19 protein-coding genes and 1 tRNA gene are annotated in these 18,783 nt (G+C 35.5%); 12 read left to right on the top strand and 8 right to left on the bottom strand.

Annotation, left to right across the window (positions count from 1 at the left end; all coding sequences use genetic code 11):
- The coding region (locus tag IHO13_RS00960) for an Mrp/NBP35 family ATP-binding protein (protein WP_225537857.1) at positions 1–965 on the top strand (965 nt) is incomplete at its 5' end.
- A 60-nt stretch (positions 966–1,025) separates the two neighbouring features.
- On the top strand, positions 1,026–2,180 hold the full coding sequence (gene ubiH / locus IHO13_RS00955; protein WP_225537856.1) for a 2-octaprenyl-6-methoxyphenyl hydroxylase: 1,155 nt from the start codon (positions 1,026–1,028) through the stop codon (positions 2,178–2,180).
- A 457-nt stretch (positions 2,181–2,637) separates the two neighbouring features.
- On the opposite strand, the gene IHO13_RS00950 is transcribed toward ubiH, so the two are convergent.
- Positions 2,638–3,144: a Smr/MutS family protein gene (locus IHO13_RS00950; protein WP_225537855.1), complete on the bottom strand. Its 507-nt coding sequence runs from the start codon at positions 3,142–3,144 to the stop codon at positions 2,638–2,640.
- 84 nt (positions 3,145–3,228) lie between these two features.
- On the opposite strand from IHO13_RS00950, the gene rlmB reads away from it, so the two are divergent.
- The 4 genes from rlmB (at position 3,229) to IHO13_RS00930 (ending at position 5,947) form a co-directional block, all read left to right on the top strand.
- Complete coding sequence (gene rlmB / locus IHO13_RS00945) at positions 3,229–3,993, top strand: 23S rRNA (guanosine(2251)-2'-O)-methyltransferase RlmB (protein WP_225537858.1); 765 nt, start codon at positions 3,229–3,231, stop codon at positions 3,991–3,993.
- Between the two features lie 82 nt (positions 3,994–4,075).
- The gene (locus tag IHO13_RS00940) at positions 4,076–4,798 is read left to right on the top strand and encodes a Bax inhibitor-1/YccA family protein (protein ID WP_225537854.1); all 723 of its coding nucleotides are present in this window, start codon (positions 4,076–4,078) and stop codon (positions 4,796–4,798) included.
- A complete protein-coding gene (locus IHO13_RS00935; RefSeq protein ID WP_225537459.1) occupies positions 4,799–5,335 on the top strand; it encodes a cytochrome c oxidase assembly protein in 537 nt (178 codons plus the stop codon).
- A gap of 315 nt (positions 5,336–5,650) precedes the next feature.
- Complete coding sequence (locus IHO13_RS00930; protein WP_225537457.1) at positions 5,651–5,947, top strand: ComF family protein; 297 nt, start codon at positions 5,651–5,653, stop codon at positions 5,945–5,947.
- Between the two features lie 104 nt (positions 5,948–6,051).
- Here IHO13_RS00930 and IHO13_RS00925 read toward each other — a convergent pair whose 3' ends face one another.
- The 5 genes from IHO13_RS00925 to IHO13_RS00905 all read right to left on the bottom strand — a co-directional run bounded on the left by IHO13_RS00925 (position 6,052) and on the right by IHO13_RS00905 (position 12,829).
- Positions 6,052–7,446: a Mur ligase family protein gene (locus IHO13_RS00925; RefSeq protein ID WP_225537455.1), complete on the bottom strand. Its 1,395-nt coding sequence runs from the start codon at positions 7,444–7,446 to the stop codon at positions 6,052–6,054.
- Positions 7,421–8,662: a cystathionine beta-lyase gene (gene metC, locus IHO13_RS00920; RefSeq protein WP_225537453.1), complete on the bottom strand. Its 1,242-nt coding sequence runs from the start codon at positions 8,660–8,662 to the stop codon at positions 7,421–7,423. Before metC ends, IHO13_RS00925 begins: the two co-directional genes overlap by 26 nt.
- Positions 8,659–8,955 carry a BolA family protein gene (locus IHO13_RS00915; RefSeq protein ID WP_225537451.1) on the bottom strand — a complete coding sequence of 99 codons (297 nt, stop codon included), beginning with the start codon at positions 8,953–8,955 and terminating at the stop codon, positions 8,659–8,661. The genes metC and IHO13_RS00915 overlap by 4 nt, the downstream gene beginning before the upstream one ends.
- Positions 8,956–9,058: 103 nt before the next feature.
- Entirely contained in the window at positions 9,059–10,969 is a 1,911-nt protein-coding gene (gene dnaK, locus IHO13_RS00910) for a molecular chaperone DnaK (RefSeq protein WP_225537449.1), read from the bottom strand.
- An 87-nt stretch (positions 10,970–11,056) separates the two neighbouring features.
- Positions 11,057–12,829: an Rne/Rng family ribonuclease gene (locus IHO13_RS00905; protein WP_225537447.1), complete on the bottom strand. Its 1,773-nt coding sequence runs from the start codon at positions 12,827–12,829 to the stop codon at positions 11,057–11,059.
- A gap of 171 nt (positions 12,830–13,000) precedes the next feature.
- Between IHO13_RS00905 and rpmG the strand changes: the two genes are divergently transcribed.
- From rpmG to IHO13_RS00890, 3 genes are all read left to right on the top strand, one after another.
- Complete coding sequence (rpmG, locus tag IHO13_RS00900) at positions 13,001–13,201, top strand: 50S ribosomal protein L33 (RefSeq protein WP_225537445.1); 201 nt, start codon at positions 13,001–13,003, stop codon at positions 13,199–13,201.
- 22 nt (positions 13,202–13,223) lie between these two features.
- Positions 13,224–13,508, top strand: a complete 285-nt coding sequence (locus IHO13_RS00895) for a helix-turn-helix domain-containing protein (protein WP_225537443.1) — start codon at positions 13,224–13,226, stop codon at positions 13,506–13,508.
- Positions 13,509–14,107: 599 nt separating this feature from the next.
- Positions 14,108–14,275, top strand: coding sequence for a hypothetical protein (locus IHO13_RS00890; protein WP_225537441.1), 168 nt, complete (start codon positions 14,108–14,110; stop codon positions 14,273–14,275).
- Between the two features lie 277 nt (positions 14,276–14,552).
- Here the strand turns inward: IHO13_RS00890 and IHO13_RS00885 are convergent.
- Both IHO13_RS00885 and purB read right to left on the bottom strand, forming a co-directional pair.
- Positions 14,553–14,628: transfer RNA gene (locus IHO13_RS00885), tRNA-Met, on the bottom strand.
- On the bottom strand, positions 14,628–15,920 hold the full coding sequence (purB, locus tag IHO13_RS00880; RefSeq protein ID WP_225537439.1) for an adenylosuccinate lyase: 1,293 nt from the start codon (positions 15,918–15,920) through the stop codon (positions 14,628–14,630). The genes IHO13_RS00885 and purB overlap by 1 nt, the downstream gene beginning before the upstream one ends.
- Positions 15,921–17,040: 1,120 nt before the next feature.
- Here purB and IHO13_RS00875 point away from each other — a divergent pair.
- Genes IHO13_RS00875 through lipA form a run of 3 tightly spaced genes read left to right on the top strand, consistent with a single transcriptional unit; the run spans position 17,041 to position 18,590 of the window.
- Positions 17,041–17,382: a DciA family protein gene (locus IHO13_RS00875; RefSeq protein ID WP_225537436.1), complete on the top strand. Its 342-nt coding sequence runs from the start codon at positions 17,041–17,043 to the stop codon at positions 17,380–17,382.
- A 37-nt stretch (positions 17,383–17,419) separates the two neighbouring features.
- The gene (gene rpmB / locus IHO13_RS00870; protein ID WP_225537434.1) at positions 17,420–17,704 is read left to right on the top strand and encodes a 50S ribosomal protein L28; all 285 of its coding nucleotides are present in this window, start codon (positions 17,420–17,422) and stop codon (positions 17,702–17,704) included.
- A 22-nt stretch (positions 17,705–17,726) separates the two neighbouring features.
- A complete protein-coding gene (lipA, locus tag IHO13_RS00865) occupies positions 17,727–18,590 on the top strand; it encodes a lipoyl synthase (RefSeq protein ID WP_225537431.1) in 864 nt (287 codons plus the stop codon).
- The last annotated feature ends 193 nt before the right edge of the window (positions 18,591–18,783 follow it).

Raw genomic sequence — 18,783 nt, 5'->3', positions numbered from 1 at the left:
AAAGTGGTAAAAATGTAATCGCTCTTGGCATAATATCTTCGATTGTTATTAAGGGCAGGGATGTTGGTTTTGCGCTTGAGATTTCTGGTAACATACAAGCAAATGAAGGATTGAGAAGAAATTGCAAAAAAGCTGTTAAAGCTATACCGGGAGTAGGGAAAGTGACAGTGGTTTTTACTGGTCAGAAGCAAGCTGAACAACAAAGAGCTAAATTACATATCAAGGGAGTGAAGAATATAATTGCTGTTGCCTCTGGTAAAGGGGGTGTGGGTAAATCTACAGTTGCACTAAATCTCGCCTTTTCATTGGCAAAATTAAAGCACAAAGTTGCACTAGTTGATGCAGATATATATGGTCCTTCGATTCCCAAAATGCTTGGTGTTGAGGAATTAAAGCCAAAGATATATGATGGTAAAGCAATGCCTATAGAGAAGTACGGGCTGCATACTATTTCAATCGGCTATTTTATCGATAAAAGTCGTGCAATAATATGGCGTGGACCTATGATCACAAAAGCACTTCACAATTTGCTAATGGGAACAAGATGGTCCGATATAGAGTATTTGATAGTTGATACTCCACCTGGAACTGGCGATGTGCATTTAAGTCTGATGGAGAATTTTAACTTAACTGGGGCGATAATAGTCTCAACTCCACAGGAGCTTGCTCTAATCGAAGCTTATAAAATTTACGATATGTTTACAAAGCTTAGCGTGCCGATTGTTGGTATCATGGAAAATATGAGCTATTTTACTCAAGACAACTCAAAAATATATATATTTGGAAAAGATGGCACGAAAAAAATGTCCGAAGAATTAGGAATCAAACTCTTAGGCAAAGTTCCTTTAGATCCACAAATATGCCATGCTTCTGATTGTGGAAATCCTTTAATGCTAAGTGAAGGTTTAGCAGGGATTTATGAAGACATTGCTAAAGATGTTGAGTCTTTTTTAAATAGTCTATAAAGACTATTAAAACTATTTTAAAAATAGGTAAAATGTAGTTTTAGGGTTAGTGTGAATAAAATGAATTATAATGTAATCATTTCAGGTGGTGGGTTGCTTGGTCTTATTACTGCTATTGGCTTAAGCAATGACTCTATGTCTGTAGCTGTGATTGAGAAAAATAGCTTACCGCGCGTAATTGATGACAATCGAGCATTTGCTATTTCTCAGGGGTCAAAAAAAATACTGGAAAAATTAGGGATTTGGCAGTTGATAGAGAGCAAAGCTGAACCAATACTTGATATATGCATACTAGATGGAAATAGTCCAGTTACTGTGCACTATGATCATAAAATGGTCGGGGAAGAGCCAATGGGCTATGTTATCAATAACGCTAACATATGGAATGCAATCAACAATAATTTTTTGAATAAACTGAATATATACTCTCCGCACTCTTATAAAACAATTGCTTATGATTCGGGATTTGTGGAAGTTACTCTTGACGATAATCGGCAATTAATATCATCGCTACTTATCTGCGCTGAAGGTAAAAACTCCAAACTACCGGAGTTACTTTCTATACCAGTAATAAAATTTGATTATAAGCAAGATAGTATGGTATTTAATGTAGAGCATGAACTGCACCATCAAAACTTAGCTGTGGAACGATTTTTTCCCGGTGGTCCATTTGCGATTCTGCCAACGAAGGGCGGTTATACTTCTTCAATAGTTTGGACAGAAAAATCTAAAATCTCAAAAATGCTGATGAGCTTATCTGAAGAGGAGTTTATTGCAGAACTTAAAAAAAGATCCGGTTCTTACTTAGAAGGAATAAAATTAGAAGGTGAAAGAAAACTTTATCCTTTAAGCTTTGCTTTTGCAAAAAAGCTGCATAAAGGCAGAGTTTTGCTTATTGGCGATGCAGCGCATTCGATCCATCCAGTTGCAGGACAGGGACTTAATCTTGGAATTAGAGACGTAGAAAGTGTTATAAGACACATAATTGCTGCAAAAACGGCTGGTATTGATGTTGGCAGTAATTATCTGCTAAAGAAAATTTTACGCGATAGATGCTTTGATAATTTTACCATGGCGCTTACAACTGATGGATTAAATAGGATATTTTCTAACAGAGTATTCTTTGCTAAAATACTGAGAAATCTCAGTTTAATGGTAGTTGAAAATTCAAGTTTCCTCAAAAAACACTTTATACGCCACGCTATGGGGCTATAGAAACAAAAAAAACTATTTGACAATTCCTCCACCTCCCTTATCGTAGCATTGAAGCTATTTGTTTAACTTCCCAATTTGTGCAGGTTAAAATGACAAGGAAACTTGTATTTGGTGCACTATTGTTTAATTTTTCGTACTATGTGCACTGCATGTCTTTATTAAAACTAACGTCGGATTTTAAAGCGAAGAGTGGAATAACTAGCTACCTCGGGGTTTTGTTATCTTTTTTTTTCCTGGTAAATTTCTTAAATATTATAGCTTAGACTAGTTGCATTTAAAAGCAGCTAAATTGCAGCGTTTAAAGCATAAAAACGCAATACTGAAAATAAACAATGGCCAGGGATTTTTTTGCCTTTTTTCTTACTTAGTAAATTTTTAAACATTTATGACTAAAGTAATTTAAGAGCAACTGAACCGCATCATTACAAAAAACACCAAGCCTTCTTGCATAAGAAGGCTAAACAACAGGCTTAAAGCCTCTATTCCTTCTTAGCAAAACATAAAAAGCCCCTTTACCACCATGTTTTTTCGTAGCTTGCTGATAATACAGAATCATGTGCTGAATTTTAGTATCATTTAACCACTTATTTAAGTTATTCTTTATAGTATCCATTTTACCTGTTGCACTACCGTGCCCCGTAATTATCAATAAGCATCTATTCCCTGCACGATAATTTCTAATAATAAAATCTATCAATTTACAGTAAGCATCCTCTATATTATAGCCGTGCAAATCAAGTTTATCGCTTATAGAATATTTACCCCTATCAACCTTTGATTTTGTATTGTAGTCAAGACAAAATGATAAGCTAACATCGTTGGCATCAAGGAAATTTTCTCGTAAGTTAAAAGTACCTTTATTAGCCACAGGCTTTACATTTACTTTATGATCAACCTTTAAAGTAACCTTCTCAGATTTTATTGGCTTAATATTTTCTCGCCAGTCTAACTCATCACCTGACATAAATGCATTAATTGAATTGTATAATTTTACAACAATATCTAAATATAGTAAAATATCGTTTATTTTACGATCTTCAATAATATGATGAAATCGTTAAAAGCTAATGAGAATTTTTGGCTATATGGAAAGCATGCCTGCATGTCAGCATTGAAGAACAAAAACAGGCAGTGTATAGAACTGCTAACAACAGAGAACTTCTACGAAGAGCATGAAAAAGAAATTATGCAATATATAGATAGCAAAGGCGTTAAAGTCCAGTTAGTAGAAAACAAAACACTTAATAATATTTTGTCCAAAGATGCTAACCATCAAGGAGTTGCTTTAAAAGTTGCTCCTATTCTTCAGAGCTTAAGCATTGAAGAAATAACAAACTCAAGCGATAGCTCTACTATAGTAATTTTAGATCAAGTCACTAACACATACAATATAGGGTCAATTCTTAGAACATCAGCTTGTTTTAATGTTGATGCAGTGGTTTTACCATACAACCATTCACCAAACGAAAACGCATCTATCGCAAAAGCGGCAAGCGGAGCATTAGATATTGTTCCGTTAATACATGTCATAAACATAGTAAAAACTATGGAATATTTAAAAAAAGTTGGCTACTGGTGTTACGGGTTTAATGGCAATGCAAAAGAGAATGTAGACGAAATAAAAAGCTTTGGAAAAAAAATAGCGATTATCTTTGGTTCTGAAAAGAAAGGGATGCGGCGGTTAGTTAGAGAAAATTGTGACTATCTTGTAAAAATCCCAATGTCAAACGCAATTGACAGCTTAAATGTTTCGAATGCAGCGGCAATAGGACTATATTCTATTTACATTAGAACAAAAATAACTGTACATTAATTGCAATAAAAAGTAATTTTATGCTTGATAAAGATGTAGTTTTGTATTATAATCTTACTAAGAGATAAAAGGAGTTATATTTATGTCTTACATGAAAAATGAACAAGATATTCGTTCTCAGGGTGTTTATTATAGTGCTGGGCTTAGGGGTTACCTAATCAAAGTATATAACTATATGGCTTTAGCTTTGGGTGTTACTGGGCTTGTTGCGTTCCTAACGGTATTTTCTGGTCTTTTTCAGGTAATTTATTCTAATCCTGTTCTGCTGTTTGTGGTAATGTTTTCTCCAATTGCATTAGTGTTTTACATGTCCTATAGGCTTCAACACCTAAGTGCCCAGTCTACAGTTACTGTGTTTTTCCTGTTTTCAGTTCTAATGGGGCTTTCCTTATCTCATATCTTCATAATTTATACTGCGGAAAACATAGCAAGAGCATTCTTTATCACATCCATTATGTTTGGCTCTATGGCTTTATATGGCAATATCACAAAAAGAGATCTAACAAATATGTGTTCTTTCTTAATTATGGGAATTTGGGGACTAATTACTGCATCAATAGTAAACTTATTTCTTGGAAGCAGTCCTCTCTACTTTGCAATATCATTCATATCAGTAATAGTATTTACCTTACTGACTGCATACGATGCTCAGAGAATCAAGGATATTTATTATAGGTATAACGATGGTTCAGAAATTGCAGCAACTAAGTTATCCATACTTGGTGCAACTAACCTTTACTTTGACTTCATCAATATATTCCTCAATCTACTTAGGTTACTTAACCTGTTTAGTAATAGGGACTAGATGCTCTCCTTTTTAAGGAAAAACATCAAAAGTTCTATAGTTTTCTTTTTAATATCTTTAGTGATATTGATGCTATGTCTTGCATATGCATCGGTACCACTATATAGCATTTTCTGTAAAGCTACCGGATATGGTGGCACAACGAGAAAAGTAACCAACACAACAGCAAATATAACTAACCAAAAAATTAGAGTCTATTTTAACGCTGATGTAATGCCAGATTTACCTTGGGAATTTAACCCAGAAACTAATTACATTGATACAAACATAGGTGAACAAAGTTTAGCATTTTATTACGCAAAAAATTTATCTGATCAGTCTTCGTTTGGAATGGCAGTGTATAATGTCACGCCTTTCAAAGCAGGCAAGTATTTCAATAAAGTTGCATGTTTTTGCTTTGAGGAACAAATGTTACTGCCAAAACAAAAAGCAGCGATGCCCGTATCCTTTTACATAGACCCTGAGATAATGCATGACAACAGCACGAAAGATTTAAGTGAAATAACGCTATCGTATACGTTTTTTAGACTTAAATAGTCGAAAATGTGGGTCTTTTACTACTGGAAAAAGCAGTAAATCTCATCTTTCCAAACGTACGTGTGAGTTGTGAATGCATAATCGATAAAAATCATGATCTGTGTGATGAATATAACAAAAAAATCAACTTTTTAACCAAACATTACCGCAATGTTTGTGGCACAGTAATTTCGGACAACATTTATACGTGCAATAAGTGTATTACTAACTCTCCACTGTTTAAAATGTTAAGATTAGCTTTTGCTTATGACCAACATAGTAAAAATATGATTATAAATTTTAAAATTTTTAACAATTTAAATTATGTGAAAGTCTATGCAAAGTGGATGTATCAAGTTAGTAAAGATATACTTCAAAAATGCAGAGGTAATAATTCCCATATCGCTGCATAAAATACGCTTATTTAAACGTAAATACAATCAAGCGGCATCACTTGCAAAGAAACTCAGCAGGTTATCCAACTTATTTTACACATCCTTTGCAATAAAGTGTCCTCTCCACACCACACCTCAAGCTGGTCTTTCACTAGAACAGCGTGAGAAAAACTTAAAAAGGGCCTTTAAAACAGCAACAAGGAAATCATCAAGAATAAAAAATCATGGTATTGGTTGATGACGTGGTGACAACTGGAATAACCGTAAGGTCTTGCTCTTAGGAATTTTTTAATTCTGGTGCAAGGGAAGTGAGAGTGCTGACTTGCAAGAACGGTGTGAAAATCAGTATGTTAAGGCATGATTTTTAATAATTCCAACATCATTGAATGCAAAAGTCTGGCCACTCACGGTCTGGGATCTTTCGTGTCCTTTTCCTGCAACCAGCAGAATCATACCTTCGTTATAAGCAATATCTATACCTTTCTCTATAGCTTCTTTTCTATCCCCTATCTCCAGTGCATCAGAACAATATAGTAAAATATCATGACGAATTTTTGCTGGATCTTCATTACGCGGATTATCATCTGTGACTACCACTCTATCCGCATACATTTGCGCTATCTTACCCATTTCTGCACGTTTTTTCTGATCACGATTTCCACCACAACCAAAAACTAGAATTATTTTTTTGTTGAAGTGCCATTTTAAAGACAAAAGAGCTTGCTTAAGTGCACCTGGAGTGTGTGCATAATCCACAAATGCAAAAGGTTTTACTTTTTCCATTCTCCCTGGCAGAGAAACGAGTTTGTCTATATATATTCCCTCCACCCCAGATGAGATAACTATGCCGATAGCACATAGTAAATTATACGCCTGAAATTGCCCTAGAACTGGAAAAAACGTGTCATAAATTTCACCACCAATTTTAATTGTCAGGTGTTGACCACTTTGAGTTGGTATTTGCTTTATTAAAGCAATATTAGAAGCTATTTTTCCATAAGTTACAACTTTGTTGCTACATTCTTTAGCTATCTTGAGCAATTCATAGTACTCATCTATATCCGCATTTAAAATTGCTGTTTTTTCTTTTGGCAGTACCTCATAAAACAACCTTTTCTTAGCCTCAAAATATTCATCGATGTTCTTATGGTAATCCAAATGATCCTGCGAGAAATTTGTAAAAGCTGCAGCAGTGAGCCTAAGTCCATGAATTCTGCATTGGTCAATCCCATGGCTTGAAGCCTCTAACACTAAGTGCTCTATGCTTTTATTGTTTATATCACGTAATGTTGCATAAAGGTCCTCTGCACCTGGAGTGGTAAGGCTATTATCTTTTCTATTATTATTGATACATGTTCCGAGCGTTCCAATGGATGCAGCATTATAACCTACATTTTGCCAGATCTGGCGGCAAAACTCTACCACCGAAGTCTTGCCATTTGTACCTGTTACAGCAGCAACATATTTTGGCTGTTTGAATTGATAAAACCTGCTAACTATTTCGCTGTATATTTCTTGAGGGTTTGGATGGAAAATGTAGATTCCAGCGTCATGTACTGCAAAGTTTGCTATTATCACTGAAGCTCCTATTATGCCGTTCACACATTTCTCATGTTCCTCTGACACATAAACAAAAAGATAACCTTTCTTGATCCTCTTGGGGTTACACGTGACGCCCTTGATTTTAACATCAAAGTTGACGTCAATAATGTTATGCAGTAACTCTCTTAGTCTCACATTCTACTTCATCATTTTTGGCATTTAAACATGGTAATCTTGATAATGCAGCATTCAAATCAGAAATTAAATCTTCAGAATCCTCTAGCCCACAAAATATTCGCACGAAACTTCCACCATAATCTGAGTTCATTACAGATCTTGACATAGATTTACGATCTATTGGTAATATTAAACTATCACACCCTCCCCAAGAAGCACCGATACCAAAAACTTCCATTTGATCAACCATGCAGCTTAGTTCCTCACATGAATATTCTTTATCTAATATTACACTGAACACACCACTTGCTCCTTTGAAGTAACTTCTCCATAGCTTATGCTGAGGATGAGAAGGAAGCGCTGGATATAAGACTTTTCTGATTTTTGGATGTTTCTCCAGCCATTTTGCCACTACCATTGCTGTGCTTTGATGCCTCTTCATGCGTGTATGCAATGTTCTAAGTCCCCTATGTGCAAGATAACAATCGTGTGATTGAACAGTGACTCCGTAGTTCTTACAATTCTCATAAAGCAACTTAAAAATTTTTCCTTCAGCAACAATAGCTCCCATCAATAAATCCGAATGACCGGCTAGATACTTTGTAACTGCATACAGCGCAACATCAATTCCATAGTCGAAAGGCTTAAATAATAAAGGAGTGGCCCATGAATTATCGCAAACGGTTACGATCCCGTGTTTCTTAGCAATTTTTACTATGTGTTCTATATTTGAAACTTCAAATGTTACAGAGCCAGGAGTTTCGATCATGATGAGTGAAGTGTTACTTTGAATCAAATCAGCTATGTCCTGTGTTGGATCGTAAAAAGTCATTTCTATTCCCCTTTTCGGCAGCTCATTTTCAGCAAATCTCCTAAGTCGGTAGTAACTATTATCTTGAATCAGAACATGTGAACCTGCTTTAGTAAAAGTCAAAATAGCAAAAGTAAGTGCAAACAACCCAGAAGGATAAATTAATGCTTGTCCTCTGCCCTCAATTTCAGCAAGCGCGTTTGAAAGGTAGTGAACAGTAGGAGTACCAACACTACCGTAACTATAATCCCTCGCAACGCCATCGTTAATTACATCGTATACACTTTCCCCATTTGCTGCATTTAAGTAATCCTTGTAAGTAGGAAACAGTATGGTAGAAGAATGATAAATTGGCGGGTTCATAGAACCTTTATAGTCATTGTATTTTCTTCCTGCTTTAACCAACAAAGATTCTTCTTTCACGCTTTTATTGTTTTATTTTTCAAATTGTATTCACTTTGCGTATACAATTGAAGGGAAATTGCATGTACACGCTCTATCTCACTCTTCAACAATTTATAAATCAATTTGTGCCTCTTTAGAGCGCTCATTCCAACGAAGTCCTCAGATATTAATATTAATTCAACGTGTGAAGGTAATGTTGAAGGCGAAGAAAAATAGTGATCCGTATGTTTTATAGACTCATTAACGATGTTAATATCAACTACATTTATTGCATTGCGTATTTTTTCTTCTATTGCCTTAATGATATCCATACATAGCTCCTGGTATCCAAGCAGCGTGACTACTTGGGTCCATATTCCTTTTTTTCTAGACTTTAGCGTTACGCGACAGAATGATAAGAGAGGAGTACGCCAACTACTTATTCTCTTTTTTATTATTTACATCCTGGTAATCAGAATCTACTACTTTTTCTTCCTTGTCATGTAGATTTCCTTCTGACGAAAAGCCACTCTCAGCACTGCTTTGTTGAGATTCTTTATACATAGCTTCTCCAAGTTTCATAGATAATTGAGAGAGATTAGTAATTTTCCGCTGTATTGAATCAGTGTCATCAATGTTATTAGATTTGCTAGCTTCTTTTAAATCATTCACCGCATTTTTAATGGCAGATTTATCTTCTGGTGAAACTTTATCATCATATTCTCTTAGAGACTTCTCTGTAGAATGAACTAAGCTGTCTGCCTGGTTCTTCGCTTCAATGAATTTCTTACGTTTCTCATCTTCTTGTGCCTTTTCTTCAGCTTCTTTTACCATGCGATTTATTTCATCATTAGACAGACCACCCGAAGACTGAATACGTATTTTCTGCTCTTTCCCAGTAGCTTTATCTCTTGCAGAAACATGCACTATTCCATTTGCATCTATATCGAACGTAACTTCGATTTGAGGGACTCCACGAGGAGCAGGTGGTATTCCTTCCAAACTAAATTGGCCAAGCAGTTTATTATCAATTGCCAATTTTCTTTCACCTTGATGCACCTTAATGGTAACAGCTGTTTGGTTATCTTCTGCAGTTGAAAACACCTGAGATTTTTTAGTAGGAATCGTAGTATTGCGCTCAATAAGTGGAGTGAACACCCCTCCTAAAGTTTCAATACCAAGAGAAAGTGGGGTCACGTCAAGCAATAACACATCTCTTATATCACCTTGAATGATCCCCGCCTGTATTGCAGCTCCAATTGCCACAACTTCATCTGGGTTTACCCCTCTATGTGGATCTTTACCAAAGAATTCTTTAACTTTCTCTATTACTTTTGGCATACGAGTCATGCCACCAACAAGAACCACTTCACCAATTTGACTAGCAGGCAGACCAGCATCCTCAAGAGCTTTTTTACAAGGAGCCATAGTCCTTTCGATTAAATCGTTTACTAAGCTTTCAAGTTTCGCCCTTGTTAATTTCATATTTAAGTGCTTTGGACCACTTGCATCAGCCGTAATAAACGGTAGATTTATTTCCGTTTCCATTGCACTTGATAATTCAATCTTCGCTTTTTCCGCAGCTTCTTTGATTCTTTGCATAGCCATTGGATCATTTTTCAAGTCAATGCCATTGCTTTTTTTGAATTCATCTAGTAAATAACTCACCACTGCATTGTCGAAGTCTTCACCTCCAAGATGAGTATCACCATTTGTAGCCTTTACCTCAAAAACTCCGTCACCTATTTCAAGTATTGAAACATCAAATGTACCACCACCAAGGTCATACACCACTATTGTGTGTCCATGTCTCTTATCAAGACCATAAGCAAGAGCTGCAGCAGTCGGTTCGTTAATTATTCTGAGTACATTTAATCCAGCAATTTTCCCTGCATCTTTTGTTGCTTGACGCTGAGAATCATTGAAGTATGCTGGCACTGTTATTACAGCATCCTTCACTTCTTCTCCTAGATAAGCTTCTGCTGCTTCTTTCATGTTTTGTAGTATAAAAGCACCAATTTGACTAGGGGAGTATTCTTTACCATCTGTTGTCTTAACCCAAGCATCGCCATTTTTTGCCGCAAACACTTTATATGGCACATTTAGATTTTTCATTTCAGGGTCACCGTGCTGACGGCCTATTAATCTTTTAGTAGCAAAAAAAGTATTACTTGCATTGGTAGTTGCTTGTCTTTTTGCAGGAGCCCCAATCAGCCTTTCTCCTGATGAAGTAAATGCAACTATAGATGGAGTAGTTCTTGCCCCTTCTTTATTTTCTATTACATTTTTATCTATCGCAACACAAGAATTTGTTGTTCCAAGATCTATGCCTATTGCTCTTCCCATAATGAATACTCCCTTATAAATATTACCTGATGTAAGAATATATAAGTATAGAACTTGTCAATTACAAGTCCCATTTAGGATTTCTAGTTAGCTATTAGAGCTCAAAAGACGTGAAAGCCACTTGGTTAACCAAAAACTGCTTTGCAATCCACCTGAATTATCAGCTCTTTCATTATTGCTAGTCTCAATCTTGTAACCAGAGTTCTGCAATGGCTTACAATCATTTAAATTAACGTCATCACCCCGTTTTAAAATGAATGCATCTATACTCAAATTATTATCAGCATTAACGTTTAATTTAACATTAAACTCTCTTTCAATTGTAGAAACTGTATCACGCTTATTATTAAAAATATGTGCTATAATTGAACCATGTGCTACCAAATCAAACGATCTATTCCGATTCCTACTAGCAACGTGTTGTAAGTCTCTCAGTATTGATGCAACAATTACTTCATTTGATTTTACTTTTCCAATCCCTTTACAATGTAAGCACTCTGTAGTGTTAATCTCCTGTATATTTGGTTTTATTCTCTGCCTTGAAAACACCATTAAACCAAAATCATTTATATAGCTAAACTGAACTCTAGCTTTATCATCCTTGAACGCCTGCCTAATAGCAGATTCGACAGCTCTACAATACTGATACCTCAACATATCAATAAAATCGACCACTATTAACCCTGATAAGCCTCTTAAATTTACCTGTCTTGATATTTCAGGCACTGCTTCCATATTGGTTCTATAAGCTGTTTCTTCTATACTATCTTCCCCCGTCATCTTCCCTGAGTTTACATCTATTGAAACAAATGCCTCAGTTAAAGTTATTATCAAAGACCCACCGGATGGCAATTTCACTCTATTGCTATATAGCTCAGAAATTTGATCCTCGATTCCATAATAAGTAAATATCGGAACAAAACCTCTATACAATCTGTACCGCAATTTACTACCTTTTAATACATTTTTGGTATACTGCCTTACTGTTTCAAAAGCTTCTTTTCCAGATATTACAACTTCCACATCATTGCTACAAAAATCACGAATAGATTTCATAATCAGATCTGCTTCGTTATAAATCAATGATGGAACATTTATAGAAGAGACATTTTCTTGAATATTTTGCCACAACGAAGATAAATAATTGTAGTCCTGCTCAATTTCTTTTTTACTTTTCCCTGAACCAACGGTCCTTATTATTAAACCTGACCTCTTTGGTAACTCTATTGAATTCAGTATATCCTTTAACTGTTTTCTAACATTAACATCTTCGATTCTGCGGGACACGCCACCCCTGCTCATGGAATTTGGCATGAAAACACAATACCTACCCACTAAAGTTACATATGTTGTAAATGAAGCCCCTTTATTACCTCGTTCCTCTTTAGTAAGCTGAACCAACATTTTTTGATTGACCGAAATGACATCTTGTAATTTATATCTCCTATATAAAGATACCTCCCTTACAAAACCATTACCGGACTCATTAATACTTTTACTAGTTGTAGAATCTGAAGAAGTATTTGCCGATGCACCGTCACCTTCCTCCATACAATCACCACTTGAACAGCTTTCAAAGAAAGCTTCCCTTTCCTTTTCTGGAATATTAAAGTAACCTGGAGATATTTCGGAAAAAGATAAAAAACCCTGCTTGTTCTTCCCATATTCAATAAATACAGCTTGCAAAGAAGGCTCAATACGTTTTACATGAGCAATATATATGTTACCTCTTAATTGTCTTTTTTCCTTGAATTCCTGCTCAAACTCTACAACCCTGTTATCCACTGACAAGGCAACCCTCACCTCATCAGAGCAGATAGAATTTTCTATTAACAGTAACCTTTTACCATTATTTGCCACTTATTTACCGTTTGCCTTTTGTCCTGAAGTTAACTTTATGCTACTCAACACACTGCTTATTGTCAAGAATTTTGCAATATGTTTGTAATCTACATCGCTTAAAAATACAAAATAGTTGACTTTTAGTGTTTCATATAATATACTCACACAGGATTTATTTATTGTATAAGTATGGCAAAAAAAAATGCTTCTTTGCTTGTTAAGCTAGTTAGTAGTGCAACTAAGTCCACAAGCACTGGTGAAGAAAAATCAACAGGTTATTTTTATGTAAAAAAGCGTAACCCTAAAAAGCTTACTAGAAAATTAGAGTTTAGAAAATATGACCCAGTAGCCAGAAAGCACGTATTATTTAAAGAAGAAAAACTAAAGTAATTTTATAAGGAAGTTTGTTATTATGCAAGATTTACAGTTAAGTTATCCCATGGTGATAGAATTGGGCGATATAAAAGGTACAAAACTGAAGTTAATAAAGATTGTCGCATGGCTAATAAATAAGAGATTCAGAACACAAAAAAAAGCAGCGGCTGCTCTAAAGATCGATCAACCTAAAGTATCTCAAATTAATAAGTCAAAAATTGAAGGGTTCTCTTTAGAATACTTGCTTAACTTATTAGTTGCACTGGATCAAAACATACACGTGAAAATAAAGTACAATTTCAAACCTGCAAAACCTGCATAACATAAAGCGGACAAGGCTTTTTATTTGCTTTAATTTACAGTGTGTGTTGCTACGGAGATATTCCACTTTTTTCCATCTTTTGAACACAGATAGGACGCTGTTTTTGCATACTTTTCTTATTCGGCTTGCTAACGCCACATAAAGCGTTTGACAGTTACCGAAACGCTAACTAAGGCATTCCCATAATATGTTAACAGGAGGATAAAGTGAATTTCAACCAGTATGTAAAAGGTAATGCTCTAGAAATTATCAGGAACTACAATCGATATAAACGAACTAGTAAGTTTTTTGCAAAGTAATACACATATTACAAAGCTTTCTTTATTGTATTGCAATATTAGTGATAAAGATGCTGAAGCCTTAGTTAATGGTAATCTTGCACATCTCGCTTACTAACTTAAGGTGGAACAGAGCCGGTAAAAAAAGGCATAGAGGCCTTAGCTAATGGTAATTTTATAAATCTTACTAAACTTGATTTAAGGTGGAATAGAAATAGTGAAAAAGATGTAGGGCCAGCTGCTAAACGTGTTCTTACTTCACTGAAAAAGAGATATATAGAGAAAGAGTTAAAAGAAGAAAGCCAAAGCAAAGTAAGGGAAGTGGAAGAAAGACATCAAACCGAGTTAACGAGACTAATAGAAGAAAACCAGAGCAGAGTAAAAGAAATAGAAGAGAGGCATCAAATTGAAATGACAGCATTAAGAGGGAAAAGTCATCCAGATAGCAAGTTGGTGAAGTACAGCCAATATCGCGTAACCAGTCACTAAGCTCTTCACGTTCTGGCGATAGAATCACATAAAGTAAAAAACGCTGGTGGTATACTGCAGATATGGCGTGCTACCCTACACTTCATAAGTGGTTCAAGCGTTATGAAAATAGGTTCTGGATTTAAATTGTAAATCACATAGCTTCTCCTGTAATTAAGCAAAATGGGCTAAATCCTTTCCATGTCCTCTCATCTATCGTCTTTCACACCGTTTAGCTAGGTGGATACCAGATACGTCCATTGTAGCGGTTTTTTTAGCATGTTATAATCAATATAACTGGTGGCTGAGGAGGGACTTGAACCCACGACCAAGAGATTATGATCCTCCTGCTCTACCAACTGAGCTACTCAGCCTAATCAAAGACCTTATTATATATATGGTCTATATGCTTTGTATAATAAGCAAAATCAAACAAAGATTCAAGTTTTTCAGAGTCAATAACTCTAAGTAAAGATTTATCTTGTTTCAATTCGGACAGAAAATCACTGTTGCCTTGTTTCACTTTCATTGCATTGTTCTGAACAATTTTATACGCTTCTTCTCTAGTTAGACCACTGTTTACTAACTCAAGCAATACACGCTGTGAGAAAATTAAACCTTTTGCTGAATTTAAGTTCTTTTCAATGTTTTCTTCATCAATCACTAATTTATCTATTAAATCTGTCAATCGCACTAAAGCAAAATCCATTGTTATGCAAGCACTAGGGGCAATACATCTTTCCACGGACGAATGTGATATATCTCGCTCGTGCCACAATGCAACATTTTCCAGTGCAGGAAATACATAACTACGCATTAAGCGTGAAAGCCCAGTTAGATTTTCACTTAAAATAGGATTACACTTGTGTGGCATAGCAGAGCTTCCCTTCTGCCCAGTGGAAAAATATTCGGAAACTTCGCTAACTTCAGTTCTTTGTAGATGACGAATTTCAACAGCAACGTTTTCCATTGAACTTGCAATCACCCCTAAAATTGAAAAGAACACAGCGTGCCTATCACGAGGAATTACTTGAGAAGATATAGTCTCAGGGACAAGTCCAATTTTTTTCGCTACATATTCTTCAACAAACGGATTAACATTCGCAAAATTACCTACTGCACCTGATATTTTGCAAGTTGAGATCTCTTTTTGTACATTAATTAACCTTTGGTAGCTGCGTTTAAATTCTGCATAAAACCTGGCAAATTTTAACCCAAGTATAGTCGGCTCTGCATGCATTCCGTGACTACGTCCAACACACACAACATTTTTATAATCCTCAGCTTTTTTTTTCAACACCGTAAGTAAATTCTTTAGATTTTTAAGTAGAATATCACACGACTCTTTCAGTTGCACAGCAAAACATGTGTCCAAAACATCAGAACTCGTCATCCCGTAGTGGAAATAACGAACATCAACTCCAACTTTTTCAGCAATATACGTGAGAAAAGCTATAACATCGTGTTTTACAGTAGATTCGATTTCGTTGATCCGCTCAATATCAAACTCGATAGTGCTAGAAAGCCTTTCAGCAACATCACTTGGAACCACTCCTAACTCTGCTTGAGCCTCACACGCTAATTTTTCTATTTTGAGCCATATATTAAACTTGTTGTTTTCTTCCCAAACGGAAGACATTTCTTTACGACTATAACGAGGAATCACTAAATGGCCTCCTTTTCATTTACGAATATTCTAGACCTAGTAAACTTTGTTGCACAGCAACTAAAAAACTTGATAGTTGTTGACAAAATTCATTATGAGATAGCCGTTTAACCATTAAAGAAAAAATATGTTACAAAAAATAAAAGTCAGCGACCAAAATGGATATAACAAATTTTTCGAGGAAAGGGAATATATTTTTCACTTCGTTGATAGACTTTTTGCATATCTTCTTCCTACTTGTTTTAATTGTAATGCTTCATACTGCCAGAGTATTTTTCACTCGCTTTAAGTTTAGTTTGTCTAGTTTATAACTAGGTTTTGATACTACATATTTAATACTATCAGCAACAAGCCCAACTATCTATCTAGCAGCAAAAGCCATGAGAACTATAGACGATATTGGTAACCCAGCAGCACCACATCCAATACTTACTGCCAATCATAAAAACTTAGCTTAAGTGTTACATATTTTAGTATAAAAGTCAAGAAATGAACTTTTGAAGTCCTTATAACGTCTTCCAACTATACTTCTGAACAAAAAAGGCAATTTACTACTATATTGGCGTTCTTTGTAACGCTACGTGCCCTTGAGTTGCCTTAATATTTAAGAAATTCACTAAGCAGAAAAAAAGACAAAGAAACCCCGAGTGGCAAGTTTTGACTCTATAATACTTTAAATTGGCGTTATAATAATTTGCTGACGCTTAGTTTAAGCGCGCTTTGGCTGAATGTAGAAAAAGTAAAAAGGACATGTAGCCACTATAATTTGATACAATCCACCGAAAAACACCCTTATTTTTTACAATAGCAAGGCTGGCAAAGGTTGTCAAGCAATTTTTTGTAGTTCTCGCAGTCTTAAAACCAGCTTCACGTGTTGGAATGACAACAAGAGGGAAAAGTCTACTGCAGTTGATGATAATTTAATCAATTCTATTAAAGATGGATGGATCAGTTAATGATAAAACAAAGGTGGCGGCACAAGAATGCTGCTTTTTACAGTGTGAGGCCGAGGGCAACTGTAGAGCATTGCTCTTGATGCTCTTTATTTTATTGCCAAAAAGAAAATTTTAGATCATCATATACTTAAGGTGTGTTAGTTAATTAGAAAATTAGTGAAAGAGTGCTCAAACACAGCGGCCCAAAGAAATTAAAGTCTATAGTGGAAAGTTATGCATTAAAATGCACGAAGAGTAAGCTGAGCAAAAATGAGATACGCCTTATTTTAAACTGGAGAAGCATAGTTGGAGAGGAAATAGCAGAGTGTACGAAGCCGAAAAAGATCTCGTATGCACAAAATATAAATTCCGGTGTTTTGCATCTGATGGTAACAAACGGCAGTAAAGCGCTGAAAATTCAGCATATGGTCTCTCTTATAATGGAGAAAATCACAATATTTTTTGGCTACAAAGCAGTATACGGTATAAAAATTAAGCAGGAGAGTATTGACTATTTCTCTGTATAAGGTAATCTAAGTACATAGGACAACTTGGTATATTAAAGTGAGTAGAATTTGCGAATTAACAAACAGGAAAAAGTCTTTTGGTAATAAGGTATCACATTCAAACCGTAAAACAAAGCGCACCTTTTGCTTAAATTTGTGCAATGTTACGTTAATGAGCAACATATTGAATAAGAAATTTAAATTTTGCGTAGCGGCGAGAACTTTGAGAACTGTAGATTACAAGGGCGATCTTGACACTTTTTTGCTTAACACAAAAACAGTTAAGCTAAGCGAGAAAGCACAAAAAATAAAAAGAAAGTTGAGAAAAGTTTTAGCAAAATAAGAGGTAGAACTAGTCGTTTCAGATGCATAGTAAGCCTCCATGGCTCAGAGCAAAAGCTCCAATTGGTGAAATATTCAATGAGACCTTAAACACTGTCAAGTTGCATAGTCTGCATACGGTGTGCGAGGAGGCTGCATGTCCAAATATTGGTGAATGTTGGAATAAGCGTCATGCCACTGTGATGATTCTTGGTTCCGTTTGCACTCGCGCTTGTGCATTTTGTAATGTTGCAACTGGTATTCCTGACAAATTGGATCCTCACGAGCCGGAAAATTTAGCAAAGGCAATAAAAAAGTTAAACTTAAAGCATGTTGTTATTACCTCTGTTGACCGTGATGATTTACCAGATGGCGGAGCAAACCAGTTTATAAGGTGTATAGAAGAAATCAGGAAGATAATTTCAGAAACAACAATAGAGATTCTAACTCCCGATTTTTTAAATAAGAAAGGAGCATTTGAAGCAGTTGCTGTTGCATCACCTGATGTTTATAACCACAATATTGAAACAGTGCCAAGACTATATGCAAAGATAAGGCCAAGGGCTCGCTATTTTCATTCACTGTATTTGCTGAAGATAGTAAAGCAAATTAATCCTAAGCTTTTCACTAAGTCAGGGCTTATGGTCGGCCTTGGGGAAACAAAAGAGGAAGTACTTCAAGTTATGGACGATTTACGAAGTGCCGAGGTTGATTTTATAACGATCGGCCAATACCTGCAGCCAACTCCAAAGCACGCAAAAATCAATAGATATGTTACACCAGAGGAGTTTGAGCATTACAAATACGTTGCTTATTCCAAAGGGTTCTTAGTAGTTGCATCAAGTCCATTGACTAGGTCATCATATCACGCTGAGGAAGCCTTTAACAGGCTTAAAGCTTGTCGTTAATTTTTGCATAACTTCTTCTTTAGTTACACAAGAAGTTTATCTCTACTTCTTCGAGTTAAGGTCAACTAGCTTTTCTTTAAGTATTATACGTTAAATTCCTTGTCTTTAAGGCTCATTACATAGAAAATATGCAGAAGTACACTTTCAATATCGTCTGTAGTGAAGATACAGTAGGTAACGACTCCAAGTATAA

This window comes from Wolbachia endosymbiont of Mansonella perstans (assembly GCF_020278605.1).
GTDB lineage: Bacteria > Pseudomonadota > Alphaproteobacteria > Rickettsiales > Anaplasmataceae > Wolbachia.
The sequence above is the reverse complement of the archived record's forward strand: the minus strand, read 5'-3'. Positions and strand labels throughout refer to the sequence as shown.

Excerpts from the sequence above, each read along its gene's own strand:
- ubiH (WP_225537856.1), top strand. The coding sequence starts at position 1,026 with ATGAATTATAATGTAATCATTTCAGGTGGTGGGTTGCTTGGTCTTATT.
- IHO13_RS00895 (WP_225537443.1), top strand. The coding sequence starts at position 13,224 with ATGCAAGATTTACAGTTAAGTTATCCCATGGTGATAGAATTGGGCGAT.
- IHO13_RS00940 (WP_225537854.1), top strand. The coding sequence starts at position 4,076 with ATGTCTTACATGAAAAATGAACAAGATATTCGTTCTCAGGGTGTTTAT.
- IHO13_RS00915 (WP_225537451.1), bottom strand. The coding sequence starts at position 8,955 with ATGGATATCATTAAGGCAATAGAAGAAAAAATACGCAATGCAATAAAT.
- dnaK (WP_225537449.1), bottom strand. The coding sequence starts at position 10,969 with ATGGGAAGAGCAATAGGCATAGATCTTGGAACAACAAATTCTTGTGTT.
- rpmG (WP_225537445.1), top strand. The coding sequence starts at position 13,001 with ATGGCAAAAAAAAATGCTTCTTTGCTTGTTAAGCTAGTTAGTAGTGCA.
- IHO13_RS00930 (WP_225537457.1), top strand. The coding sequence starts at position 5,651 with ATGCAAAGTGGATGTATCAAGTTAGTAAAGATATACTTCAAAAATGCA.
- rlmB (WP_225537858.1), top strand. The coding sequence starts at position 3,229 with ATGAAATCGTTAAAAGCTAATGAGAATTTTTGGCTATATGGAAAGCAT.
- IHO13_RS00950 (WP_225537855.1), bottom strand. The coding sequence starts at position 3,144 with ATGTCAGGTGATGAGTTAGACTGGCGAGAAAATATTAAGCCAATAAAA.
- IHO13_RS00935 (WP_225537459.1), top strand. The coding sequence starts at position 4,799 with ATGCTCTCCTTTTTAAGGAAAAACATCAAAAGTTCTATAGTTTTCTTT.
- lipA (WP_225537431.1), top strand. The coding sequence starts at position 17,727 with ATGCATAGTAAGCCTCCATGGCTCAGAGCAAAAGCTCCAATTGGTGAA.